Source organism: Sorangium sp. So ce128, from assembly GCF_051525245.1.
GTDB lineage: Bacteria > Myxococcota_A > Polyangia > Polyangiales > Polyangiaceae > Sorangium > Sorangium cellulosum_B.
Window position 1 is genome coordinate 12,214,078 of sequence record NZ_CP150313.1, and the last position, 12,203, is coordinate 12,226,280.

Annotated in this window: 10 protein-coding genes; 7 read left to right on the forward strand and 3 right to left on the reverse strand. The window is 71.7% G+C overall.

Annotated elements, in window-relative coordinates; all coding sequences use genetic code 11:
- Positions 1-38: 38 nt before the first annotated feature.
- Both WME82_RS46305 and WME82_RS46310 read right to left on the reverse strand, forming a co-directional pair.
- Complete coding sequence (locus WME82_RS46305) at positions 39-716, reverse strand: hypothetical protein (protein WP_438040557.1); 678 nt, start codon at positions 714-716, stop codon at positions 39-41.
- Positions 713-1,447 carry a hypothetical protein gene (locus WME82_RS46310; RefSeq protein ID WP_438040558.1) on the reverse strand — a complete coding sequence of 245 codons (735 nt, stop codon included), beginning with the start codon at positions 1,445-1,447 and terminating at the stop codon, positions 713-715. Before WME82_RS46310 ends, WME82_RS46305 begins: the two co-directional genes overlap by 4 nt.
- Positions 1,448-1,824: 377 nt before the next feature.
- Between WME82_RS46310 and WME82_RS46315 the strand changes: the two genes are divergently transcribed.
- The 4 genes from WME82_RS46315 to WME82_RS46330 all read left to right on the forward strand — a co-directional run bounded on the left by WME82_RS46315 (position 1,825) and on the right by WME82_RS46330 (position 5,698).
- Complete coding sequence (locus WME82_RS46315) at positions 1,825-2,367, forward strand: hypothetical protein (protein ID WP_044967211.1); 543 nt, start codon at positions 1,825-1,827, stop codon at positions 2,365-2,367.
- Between the two features lie 11 nt (positions 2,368-2,378).
- Entirely contained in the window at positions 2,379-2,921 is a 543-nt protein-coding gene (locus tag WME82_RS46320) for a hypothetical protein (protein ID WP_437913877.1), read from the forward strand.
- A 184-nt stretch (positions 2,922-3,105) separates the two neighbouring features.
- Entirely contained in the window at positions 3,106-4,746 is a 1,641-nt protein-coding gene (ffh, locus tag WME82_RS46325; RefSeq protein ID WP_437742831.1) for a signal recognition particle protein, read from the forward strand.
- A 10-nt stretch (positions 4,747-4,756) separates the two neighbouring features.
- The gene (locus WME82_RS46330; RefSeq protein ID WP_438040559.1) at positions 4,757-5,698 is read left to right on the forward strand and encodes a carbohydrate-binding family 9-like protein; all 942 of its coding nucleotides are present in this window, start codon (positions 4,757-4,759) and stop codon (positions 5,696-5,698) included.
- Between the two features lie 94 nt (positions 5,699-5,792).
- Here WME82_RS46330 and WME82_RS46335 read toward each other — a convergent pair whose 3' ends face one another.
- On the reverse strand, positions 5,793-6,722 hold the full coding sequence (locus WME82_RS46335) for a BON domain-containing protein (RefSeq protein WP_438040560.1): 930 nt from the start codon (positions 6,720-6,722) through the stop codon (positions 5,793-5,795).
- Between the two features lie 364 nt (positions 6,723-7,086).
- Here WME82_RS46335 and WME82_RS46340 point away from each other — a divergent pair, with 364 nt between their 5' ends.
- The 3 genes from WME82_RS46340 (at position 7,087) to WME82_RS46350 (ending at position 12,173) form a co-directional block, all read left to right on the forward strand.
- Positions 7,087-9,063, forward strand: a complete 1,977-nt coding sequence (locus WME82_RS46340) for an ABC-F family ATP-binding cassette domain-containing protein (protein ID WP_437742834.1) — start codon at positions 7,087-7,089, stop codon at positions 9,061-9,063.
- Positions 9,064-9,182: 119 nt separating this feature from the next.
- Complete coding sequence (locus tag WME82_RS46345) at positions 9,183-9,443, forward strand: hypothetical protein (RefSeq protein WP_012241155.1); 261 nt, start codon at positions 9,183-9,185, stop codon at positions 9,441-9,443.
- Between the two features lie 468 nt (positions 9,444-9,911).
- Positions 9,912-12,173 carry a S46 family peptidase gene (locus WME82_RS46350; protein ID WP_438040561.1) on the forward strand — a complete coding sequence of 754 codons (2,262 nt, stop codon included), beginning with the start codon at positions 9,912-9,914 and terminating at the stop codon, positions 12,171-12,173.
- The last annotated feature ends 30 nt before the right edge of the window (positions 12,174-12,203 follow it).

The window sequence follows — 12,203 nt, forward strand, 5'->3', positions numbered from 1 at the left end:
GTGGGCAGGCAGCGTCCTGCTCCCCTGCCGCGAGCGCGTCAAGAAGCGCGGCGCGCGTCCCTCGCGTCCCGCACGCGGTGGAGCACCCGCGCGATGCCGAACAGGTTCCAGCCCGCGAAGCCCACGAACAGCGCCACGAGCGCGACCGCCCAGCGCGACGCGCGCGGCGAGCTGCCGTCGATGAGCAGCCAGGCGTCGTCCGTCACGGCCATCCCCGCCTGCTCCTCCACCTCGGCGGCCAGCCGCGCGTGCCGGATGCCCGCGCTCTTGAACGGCACGAGCCGCCCCGCGAACGTGCTCGGCGGGACGAAGCGCGGGCCCTCGAAGCCCTCCGGCACCCGGATCTCCACCCACAGCCCCGGGTTGCCCGCCACCGGCGCCAGCCGGAACGAGTCGCCCTCCGCGGCGCGCCCGTACCGGATCGCGCCGCGCGTCCCGAGCAGGCCGGCGGCCCGCACGTAACGGTTCGCGAGGTCCGCCTGCGGCCGCAGCGACGCGAGCTCTCCCACGTCCGCCGGCTGGCCCGCCGACAGCGCGTAACGCGCCTCCCCGAGCAGCGCGACGGCCATCCACAGCGCGGCGATCGCGGTCGCCGCCATCAGCGCCACCGTGACCGTGCGCTCCTGCTTCGGCGGCGACGGCAGCGCGAGCAGCTCCGGATCGGGCCCCGCCAGGTCGAGGCCATCGCCGCCCGGGCCGCGCGGGCCGGACGTCATGGATTCCAGGGTCGAGGTCGGGTCGGTGGGCACGCTTCGTCGAGTATATAGCCCGAGCGCCGGCCGCGGTGCACCGCCGTCTCGCCGGTCCTCGGACGAGGGGAGGAGCGGGCTCGGGCGTGGCCGACCTGGGCCCGCAGGACACGGGCGAACGACACGCTCCCTTCGTGCGTACGCGGGCTCAGCACCAGCACACCGGGTTGCCCGTGGCCACCGAGGCCTCGAAGACCCGGCGCAGAGCGCCGAGGATCTGCTCGAAATCGGCGATGCCCAGCGCGCGCTGCACCACGTGGGAAGATGCCTTCGTACTGCGGAATGAAGTCATAGAGCTTATGGCCGGTCTCGGAGTCGACAAGGAAGGCCGAGCGGACGGAGGCGACGAGCTCGGCGAACCGCGCGAGCTCTCCCAGCGCGCGCGCGCTGGCTCCGGCCGGCATCATGCCGCCGTTCGCCGCCGGCAGCTCGGCGTGAAGCGTCGGGAAGTGCTGCCAGCCGATCCGATCGAGCGCCGCCTGGAACGCCCTGAGACCTGCCCAGTTCGAGATCCACTCGGAGGCGAGCCACATGCGTGGGTGCGGGCAGCAGTCCTCCATCCATGCATAGAACGCGTCGTGCGCGTCCTGACGCTCCTCGGGGAGCGTCAGGCAGAGCTGCCCCTCTTCATCGAACGCCACGTGCTCCGCGTGCGGGGGCGGCGTCCGCGTCGTCCCGTCGAGCCAACATCTGCACATCACGGTCGCGTCCAGGCCCATTCGTGCGCCTCTTGCGTAACTCGCAGCAGCCGGCGGGATCCCCGCCGCGCGAGCGTCCATCGGCGGGGCGCCGAGTCTAGCCCGTGCCTTCGCCCATCAGGAACCGCGCGACGCGATCGCCGAGCCGGCGCCCGGATGCGCGCCGGGGGGTGGCGCGTGGCGGCACCCCCCACGCGCCCGTGTTCCTGCCGCCGGCCCGCGAGCCTCGTAACCGCCCGCCTCCGGGCGACCGGTCGCGGCCTCGCCCACCGTCCTCTCGGGCCGCCCCTGAGCTCGCCGCGCGCTCGCCCGGCCGCGGTGCAGGGGGCCGCGTCACGCGCTTGCCCGCACGCGGCGCCTTGCCTAGCCTAGCCGCGATGCCCTCGAAGAACGACAGCTCCATCGTGTGCCCGTCGTGCGGCGCGAACAACGCCTCCGTGACGGCGAGCGGGCGCTGCATCGCGTGCGGCGCCAGGATGGGCTCGCTCGCGCCTTTCCGCGACTCCGAGCTCGACCGCCACCGCCGCTACCAGCAGGAGGGCTTCTCGATCCTCTGGTGCCTCATCGCCCTCGTCCTGCAGAGCGTGCTCACCGCGGCCCTCGTCGGCGGCCTCCCCATGATCGTGCAGCAGCTCGACTTCGAGGGGTCGAACGGGATGATCGTCGCCATCCCCGTCTGGTTCATCGGCGGCGTCCTCCTCGGCATGATCTCGCCCGGAAAGACGTTCCTCGAGCCGGTCGTCGCGTCGTTCCTCGTCGCGATCCCGACCGTCTTCTACCTCCTGCACAGCCAGACCGTCCGGACGATGCCGCTGTTCATGTACGTGATCATGGCGCTCATCGGCGTGCTCTTCACGCTGATCGGCTCCTACCTCGGCGAGCGCATCCAGATGGGCCCGCCCGCGAAGCCGGCCGACTGAGGGCGCCCAGCGTGACGACGAGGCCCGGCGCGACGGGCAGCGCAGGGGCGGCCGGCGCAGCAGGGGCGGCGAAGGCGGCAGCGGCGGCGGGCGCAGCAGGGACGGCCGTCCGGCGGATCGCTGCAGTGAAGCGGATCGCCGCGGCGCTCGCCGCCGTCGCCATGGTCCAGCTGGCGCCCGGGTGCGGCCGATCGGCCGAGCAGCAGGAGGCGGACGCGCTCCTGCATGCGATCGACGTCCTCCGCGACGCCCCGAGCGAGCCGCGCGAAGCGCGCGAGGCGCTGCTCGCGGAGCTCGAGCGCCAGCCCGCATCGACGCCGCCCGCCGCGAGCGCCAAGGACACGTGCGCGCGGGCCTACCGCCTCCTGCTCGACGCGACGGCCGCGGAGGCGCGCGTCCGCGCCCTGCTCGAGGCGCCCGACGGGGACGCCGGGCCCGGCGCGCTGGCGGATCTCGTCGCCGCGGACGCCAAGGTCAAGGAGAGCGCCGAGGTCATGCCGAGGTGCGCCGAGGCGCTCGCGATCCTCCGCCGCTCGGGCCGGCGCGGGATGTGACGGCCCGCGTCGTCCGCGCCCGCATCGTCCGCGCCCGCGCCGGCGGCGTCCGCGCCGGCCGTGGCGCCCGCGCCGCGCGCCCCCGGGGAGGGGCGCCGGCCGCGCCCGCGTCGCGCGGCGTGCGGCGTTGAAGAGGGCAAGGGGATCCGCGCTCGCGGTCCCCTGTGCTAAGACCCGCCCTGCCATGTTCGACACGCTGACACGGGGCTTTCGTCAGGCCAGAAACCGCCTCGCCGGGCTCACGGAGCTCACCGCGGGCAACGTCGACGCCGCGCTCCGCGAGGTAAGGCTCAGCCTGCTCGAGGCCGACGTCGAGATCGGGGTGGTCAAGGCGTTCCTTGCCCGGGTCAAGGAGGCCGCGGTCGGCCGCACCCTGGAGACGCGCGTGAAGCACGCCGGCGAGGTCCACCAGGTCTCGGCGAGCGACCACTTCATCAAGATCTGCCACGACGAGCTCGAGGCGATGATGACCCACGAGGGCGACGAGATCGCCTGGGCCGACGGCGGGCCCACGGGCATCATGATGGTCGGCCTCCAGGGCTCCGGGAAGACGACGAGCTGCGCGAAGCTCTCGCGCTACCTCGAGAAGCAGGGGAAGAAGCCGCTGCTCGTCGCGGCCGACATGCAGCGCCCCGCGGCCGTCGAGCAGCTCAAGGTCCTCGGCGAGTCGCTCAAGATCCCCGTGTTCAACGTGCCGGGCGAGTCGCCGGTCGCCATCTGCGCCGCGGCCCGCGGCGAGGCGAAGCGGCTCGGCCGCGACGTCATCATCTACGACACCGCCGGCCGCCTCGCGATCGACGAGCCGCTCATGCAGGAGCTCGCGCAGATCAAGGACGCGACCAAGCCGGAGAACATCTTCCTCGTGGTCGACGCGATGATCGGCCAGGACGCCGTGAAGACGGCGCGCGGCTTCAACGAGCGGCTGTCGATCGGCGGCGTCGTGCTGACGAAGCTCGACGGCGACGCCCGCGGCGGCGCGGCGCTCAGCATCAAGGAGGTGACGGGCGCGCCGGTGCTCTTCACCGGCATCGGCGAGACGACGGACAAGTTCGAGCCGTTCCGCGCCGACGGCATGGCGAGCCGCATCCTCGGCATGGGCGACGTCGTCGGCCTCATGCAGGACTTCGAGGAGGTCGTCGACCAGAAGAAGGCCGAGAAGGACGCCGCGCGGATGCTCCAGGGCGACTTCACGCTCGAGGACTTCCTCGATCAGGTGCGGATGATCCAGAAGATGGGATCGCTGAAGGATCTCGTCGACAAGCTGCCCCTCGGCGGCATGTTCCCGGGCGGCCTGCCCCAGGACGTGAACCTCGACGACCGGGAGCTCGTCCGCATCGAGGCGATCATCCAGTCGATGACCCGCCTCGAGAAGAGCGACCCGTACGCGCTGGTCCGCGAGCCGAAGCGGGTGGAGCGCATCGCGAAGGGCTCGGGCTCGAAGCCCGAGGCGGTGAGCGAGCTCGTCCAGAAGTTCCTGTTCATGCGCCAGATGATGAGCGGCCTCGGCCAGAACATGGGCCTCATGGGCAAGATCCCCGGCATGAAGCAGATGGCCATGGCCAAGAACATGCGGGAGATGCAGAAGCAGATGATGGCCGGCGGCGGCATGCCCGGGATGGGGATGCCGGGGATGGGCTTCCCGGGGATGGGCTTCCCGGGGATGGGGATGCCCGGGATGGGGATGCCGGGCATGGGTGGCTTCCCGGGCGCCGGCGCCGGGGGCCCGAACATGACGAAGATGAAGACGCTCAGCGCCTCCGAGCGCAACGCGAAGAAGGCGCAGCGCAAGCGCGAGCGCGACGCCCGCAAGAAGGGGCGCAAGTAGCGGCGGCCGCGTGCGGGGGCCCTGCTGCCGGCGGCGCTCGTTCGACGATGCGCACGATGCGCACGACGCGCGCGCGGTCGCGCGGGCCCTGGTGATGGTCGGCGCGGTCGCTGCAGCGGCGTCGTGCTCCAGGGGTGGCGGGGGTGAGCAGGGGGCCGCGCCTGCCGGGTCGGCCGGCCGGGCGCCGGCGGCGTCCGCGGGCGTGGGCGCTGGCCGTGGCGCGGATGCGGAGGCGCGGAGGCAGCTCGCCTCCGTGAAAGAGCTCGCGGTGCGCAAGCTCGCGCCTGGCGCGGCGATCGCGATCGACGGCCGGCTCGACGAGCCGGCGTGGCATGCGGCGGCGACGACAGGCCCGTTCGTCAACGTGGGCACGGGCCGCGAGGATCGGTCGCTGCCGACGCAGGGCGAGGCGCGGCTGCTCTGGGACGACGGGTTCCTCTACGTCGGATTCGACGTCAGCGACAGGACGATCACCGGCGGGTTCCCCGAGGGCGCGCGGGATCCGCACCTCTGGGAGCGGGATACCGTCGAGGTGATGATCGATCCGGACGGCGACGGGGACAACAAGGACTACTACGAGATCCAGATCAACCCTCAGAACCTCGTCTTCGACTCGCAGTTCGACGACTACAACGCTCCACGGGGCGGCCCGAGCGGGCCTTTCGGCCATGAGGAGTGGAGCGCGGGGCTCGCGAGCGCGGTCGCGCTGAGAGGGACGCTCGACGACGGCTCGGACGAGGACCGGGGGTATGTGGTCGAGGCGAAGATCCCGTGGAGCTCGTTCACGAAGGCGAAGGCCGCGCCGCCGGCGCCGGGGGACGCGTGGCGGATGAACTTCTACGCCATGCAGAACAACGGCGGGGCGGCGTGGTCGCCCATCCTGGGGGAGGGGAACTTCCACAGGGCGCGGCGCTTCGGGCGGGTCCGGTTCGTCGCGATCGCAGTCGACTGACGTCGCGACGTCGAGCGAGCCCTCAGCGCACGGGCGGGTTACCGGAGTCGCGGAGGCTCTCGGCACCTCGCGCGATCGGCGCCGGCGCGCGAGCTCAGATCCGGGCCGTGTGGCTCGCCGTCGGGCGTGACGCGCCCTGCTGCGTGCCCGCCAGGGCGGCATCACCCATCGTGCCCGCCGTGGCGGTCGAGCGGGTCGCCGGCTCGATCGCTCGCTGGACCCGGATCCTGTTGTGCACGTCCTCGACGCCCCGCACGCCCTCGGCGGCGAGCTCGATGATGCGCTTGTGGTAGCGCTCGGGCACTGTGCCCTCGAGGAGGACCTCGTTGTTCTCCACCTGGACCGTGACGTCGCTCACGTCGATGTCGTTGCGCTCCGCGAGCATCTCGCAGATGTCCTCCTGGATGCGCGCGTCGGAGCGCTTGTAGCCCTTCGGTCCGCGGCCGAACGCTCTGCGCACGCGGTCTCCGATCTCGCCGAGCGCGTGGCCGACGCCCTCGAGCGCCGAGCGGCCGGATTGGCGGAGATCGTGGTTCTCACCGCGGTACGCGCCGTCGTGCCAGGCCGCATCGGGACCGTAATCGGGGCTCACGACGCGGGTCATGCCGAGGTAATAGGCGCCGCCGAGATTGAAGTTGTATGCGCTGCCCACGGCGGGAAGGGGATTGCCGCCGAAGCCGCGGCTGTGCTCGCGGCCGCCGACGTAATCGCCGCCGCGGTCGCCGTGGGGCCAGCCGCGCTCCTGGTCACCGGGGCGACTGTCGCTGTTGGCGAAGCGACCGTCGCCGAGAGCGCGGCCCATGGGGTCGCGGTGCGTCGTGGGCCCAACCGTGCGAGCGTGCTCGCGGCCCCGATCGCGGTCGTCGCGCAGAGCGGCCCCGTGATCGTAGATCGGGCCCGCGCTGCGGCGCTCGTCGCGAGGATAGCCGCGCTCGGTGAAATGGCCCCGGTCGTCCCTGTAGCGCCGATCCCAGCCGTGCTCATTTCGTCCGTAGCCTGTGTCCCTGTCGAATCGATCTCGCATCCTGCGCCTCCTTTCTTCCTTGCGAGCACTGCGCCTTCAACACGCCTCCGCCGCGCGACAGCGCTGCGCGACAGATCGCGCCAGCCTGGTCGCATGGATCGCGAAGATGGGTCGCGTGGGCGCCCTCTGCCACCGGGGAGAACCCTTCGTCTCGCGCCCGGGCGATCCCGAAAATGACGATTCATCGGATCAGCACAGAAGAGCTTGCCTTGAGCGCCTTTCCGCCTCTCGTCGCAGAACACGGCACACCCGCCCTCCCCATCGGGGCTGGGGCGGCGCCGCGCCCCCTGGGGGCCCGGACCATCCGTCACGGGCCCAGCAAAGCCGGCCCATGCCCCGTCGGCTGCGCTAAGCTCCGCGCCCTGTGCCCGTCCTCACCGCTCACGATCTCCACAAATCCTTCGGTCCCCAGACGATCCTCGACGGCGTCTCGGTCAACATCCGCACCGGCGAGCGCGTGGGCCTGGTCGGCGTCAACGGCTCCGGCAAGAGCACGCTCGCCCGCATCCTCGCCGGGGTCGAGCAGGCCGACAGCGGCACCATCGCGCGCCGCCGCGGCGCCGAGATCGGCGTCCTCTCGCAGGATCCTGTCTTCGAGCCGACCGACACCGCGCGCGACGTGGTGCTCGCCGGGCTCTCCGCGTGGCACGCCGCCAAGGCCCGCCACGACGAGGTGAGCCGGGCGCTCGCGGCCGGCTCGGGGGACGCCGAGGCGCTCCTCGCCGAGCAGGCCGAGGCCGGGGCCGACGTCGAGCGGCTCGGCGGGTGGGACATGATGCACCAGGTCGACGCCATCATCGGCCACGTCGGCGTCACCCGGCCCGACGCGCCCATGAGCGTGCTCAGCGGCGGCGATCGCAGGCGCGTCGCGCTCGCCCGCCTCCTCGTGTCGCGGCCCGCCCTCGCCGTGCTCGACGAGCCCAGCAACCACCTCGACGTCGAGACCGTCGAGTGGCTCGAGCGCTACCTCGTCGAGGAGCACCCCGGCGCGCTCCTCCTCATCACCCACGACCGCTACCTGCTCGACCGCGTCGCGGAGCGCACGCTCGAGATCGACAAGGGCAAGGTCTACAGCTACGACGGCGGCTACGAGGAGTACCTCGAGCAGAAGGCCGAGCGCCTCGCGCTCGAGGCGCGCACCGAGTCGAACCGGCAGAACTTCCTGCGCACCGAGCTCGAGTGGCTCCGGCGGCAGCCGAAGGCGCGCACCGGAAAGCAGAAGGCCCGCATCCAGCGCGCCGAGACGACCAAGAGCGCGCCGCCGCCCAAGGCGGAGCGGACCGCGCAGCTCTCGGTGGAGTCGGTGCGCACCGGCAAGACCATCCTCGAGCTGAAGAAGCTCGGCCTCTCGCTCGACGGCAAATGGCTCGTGCGCGGCCTCGACTTCACCCTGACCAAGGGCGAGCGCGTCGGCGTCGTCGGCCGCAACGGCACGGGCAAGACCACGATGCTCCGCGCGATCCTCGGCCAGCTCGGCGCCGAAGGCGACGGCGCGGCCGCCGAGGGGCCCCGCATGGAAGGCGAGGTCGTGCTCGGAAAGAACTCGAGCGTCGCCTACTTCGACCAGCACAGGAGCGGGCTCGACCTCGACAAATCGATCTTCGAGAACATCGCGGGCTCGCACACGCGCGTCGAGGTGGGCGGCCGATCCATGGACGTGCGCAGCTACCTGGAGCGGTTCCTGTTCGATCCGAACAAGGCGCGGCAGCCGGTGGGCTCGCTCTCCGGCGGCGAGCGGGCGCGGGTCGCCCTGGCGAAGATGCTCACCCAGAGCGTCAACGTGATCATCCTCGACGAGCCCACGAACGATCTCGACGTGATGACCCTCGCCGCGCTCGAGGAGATGCTCATCGAGCTCGACGGCTCGGCGCTCGTCGTGACCCACGACCGCTGGTTCCTGAACCGGGTGGCGACCTCGATCCTCGCGTTCGAGGGCGACGGCCGGGTCGTGCGGTACGCGGGCAACTACGACGCCTACCGCGAGCAGCGCGCGAACGCCGCGCTCGAGACGGAGGCCGAGGCGCGGGCCGCGAAGGCCCAGGCGGCGGAGGCCCGGCCGGCGGCGGCGCCGGCGAAGGCCGCCGCGCGGGCCGGCGACAAGCCGAAGCTCACGTTCGCGGAGCGGACGGAGCTCGACGGCATCGTGGGGCGGATCGACGCGGCCGAGCAGAAGGTCGCCGAGCTCGAGGTGAAGCTCGCCGACCCGGCGCTCTACGCGAGCCGCGGCGCGGACGTGGCGGGGCTGCTCTCGGAGCTCGAGCGCGCCAAGCAGGAGGCGGCGCGCCTGGTCAGCCGCTGGGAGGAGCTCGAGACGAAGCGCGAGGCCGCCGGCAAGGCCTGACCGGGCGCGACGGAGCGCGAGGCCAGCGGCAATCGGTGCAAGGGGCGCAGGGGCGCAGGGGGCGACCTGTCTCGCACGACGACCTTGTCGGCGCGGCGCCGCCCGGCGACCATGGCCTCATGATGACCGTGTTCGAGGTGCACCTCGCCGAGGGATCCGACGGCGCCGGCCTGCTCAGCGACGAGGTCCTGAGCGAGACAGGCGCGCAGGTGATGACGCTCCAGGAAGCCGCGCTGGTCGGCTTCCAGGGCCTCCAGGCGCTCGACGGCTCCGGCAACGTCCGGCTCATCGCCGTGCGCGCGCGCGACGCCGCCTGGATCCACCGCTGCCTGGAGACCCACGGGGCCGTCGCCGGGTTCCGGGCTCACCAGGTCGACTGAGCCACATCACCCCCGCTGCTCGACCGACCCTCCGCGCCACCCTGGCGCGGCGTCCCCCCGCGCGCGCCTTGTCCGGAATGCCGTGGATGCCAGTCCGGCCGCCAGGCGCAGAGAACCATGAAGGCCCGACAAGCCCGCTGAAGCAGGCGAAGCTCGCCTCCACGAACATTGATGAGATCCGGTGTCCCTGACAACTCCCCTCAGTTGTTGGCATCTTTCGTGGGAATTGAACGGGGAGACGGGGAGACGGGGAGATTCGTGGGATTTCACTCCTCGTCTCCACGCCTCCCTGTGAATTTTTCCGAATAATTCGAGGGGATGCTTCAGGTGTCCATCACCACGCACGGAGCGCCTCGCGCGCCATCTTCGCGCGTCCCCGGCTCGCATGAGGCTCGTTCTACTGTGTCTCGTATCACTAGAAAGTTGGTGTGTGGTTGCACTGTCTACCGACGATGGTAACAACACCGCATGTCTCACTCCTCTCTACGTAGTCATACGCTCCTGGCGTTGTTCGCGGTCTCCGCGTTCGCGCCGGGTTGCGGCTCGGAGCGGCCGCAAGCGGGCGATACCAGGCCGCCGGGCTCCGAGCCCGGTCAGGGGGCGCCCTTCGAGAACCCCGGCGGGATGTGGATGCCGGAGCAGATGCGGCAGCACAAGGACCAGCTCAAGGCGCTCGGGCTCGAGATCGATCCCGAGTCGCTCGCCGATCCCACGGCGTCCCCGCTCGGCGCGGTGGTGAGCCTGGGCGGCTGCTCGGCCTCGTTCGTCTCGCCCGATGGGCTCATCGCCACGAACCATCACTGTTCGACCAGGGCGCTCCAGTACAACTCCACCCCGGAGCAGGACCTCCTGACGAACGGCTACCTGGCGAAATCCCGCGCCGAGGAGCGATGGGCCGGCCCCACCGCGCGCGTGCTCGTGACCCGCGCCTTCCGCGACGTCACCGGCGAGGTGCGGCGCGGCATCGAGGCGATCCAGGGCGATCTCGAGCGCTACGAGGAGATCGAGAAGCGCAAGAAGCAGCTCGTGACCGCGTGCGAGGAGGGGCGCCCCGAGATCCGCTGCTCCATCGCCGAGTATTTCGGCGGTGGCCAGGTCTCGTTGATCGAGCAGCTGGAGATCAAGGACGTTCGCATCGTCTATGTCCCGCAGGAGGCGATCGGCAACTTCGGCGGGGACATCGACAACTGGCGCTGGCCGCGCCACACCGGCGATTTCGCCTTCTTCAGGGCCTATGTCGGCAAGGACAACCGGCCGGCCGCCCACGCCGAGGACAACGTGCCTTACCGGCCGGCGCACCACCTGAAGCTCGCGTCGTCGCCGCTTCGCCAGGGCGACCTGGTGATGGTCGCCGGCTACCCCGGCACGACGAACCGGCTCCGGACCGCGGCAGAGGTCGAGTCCGCGGTCTCATGGCTGTACCCGAAGCGGGTGTCGTTCTACGAGGAGTCGATCGCCCTCCTGGAGGAGCTCGGCAAGAACGACCCGGCCCTGCGGATCAAGGCGGAGCCGACCATCCAGGGCTACGCCAACTACCTGCTCAAGACGCGCGGCCTGCTCGACGGGCTGGTCCAGGGCGGCCTGGCCAAGGAGAAGGCCAAGCAGGAGGGCGACCTCAAGGCCTGGATCGACGCCGACCCGGAGCGCAAGGCGGCCTACGGCGGCGCGATCGAGCAGATCGCCGCGCTGCACGCCGGGCAGCGGGCGACGCGCGACCATGACGCGGCCGTGTCGGAGATCGTCTCGTCGGCGAGGCTCCTCGACGCCGCGGTCACCATCGTGCGCATGGCGGAGGAGCGGCCGAAGGCCGACGCCGAGCGCGAGGCCGAGTACCAGCAGCGCAACTGGGAGCGCCTCGAGCAGGCGCAGGCGTCGCTGCAGAAGTCGTACGACCGCGCGATCGATCGGAGCACCTTCAAGCTGGCCGCGCGGCGCGCGCTGCAGCTCGATCCGAAGGACAGGCCCGCGCTGCTCGGGGCCCTCGCGGGCGGGCAGGCACAGACGGAGGCCGGCATCGCCGCGGCGATCGACGCGATCTACGAGAAGACGGCGCTCGAGGACGCGGCGACCCGGATCCAGCTGCTCAAGACGGCGACGCTCGAGGAGCTCCAGGCGAGCCGGGATCCGATGATCCGCCTGGCGCTCGAGCTCGCGCCGGTCGACAAGGCCATCGAGGCGCGGGACAAGGCCTACGCCGGGGCGATGGCCCTCGTGAAGCCGCGCTTCGTCGAGGCGCTCCGCGCGCACCGGGGCGGCCTCCTGGCGCCCGACGCGAACGGCACGCTCCGCGTCACGTACGGCACCGTGCGGGGGTACCGCCCGGAGGCCGACAAGGCGGTGGTTCGCCCGTTCACCACGCTCAGCGAGGTCGTGAAGAAGAGCACCGGCGAGGCGCCCTTCAACACCCCGGCGACCCTGCTCGAGGCCGCGCGCGAGGAGCGGTTCGGCCCGTACGTGGACAAGGACCTCGGCGAGGTGCCGGTCTGCTTCCTGAGCGATCTCGACATCACGAACGGCAACTCCGGCTCTGCCACGCTGAACGCGCGCGGCGAGCTCGTGGGCCTCGCCTTCGACGGCAACTACGAGGCGATGGCGTCCGACTGGCTGTTCATGCCGTCGATCACCCGGACCATCCACGTCGATCACCGCTACATGGAGTGGGTGATGGACGCGGTGTCGGGCGCGGACGCCGTGCTGAAGGAGATGGGCGGCAAGCCGGCCATCGACTGAGCGCGGCGCAGCCTCAAAAGCACGATCGCG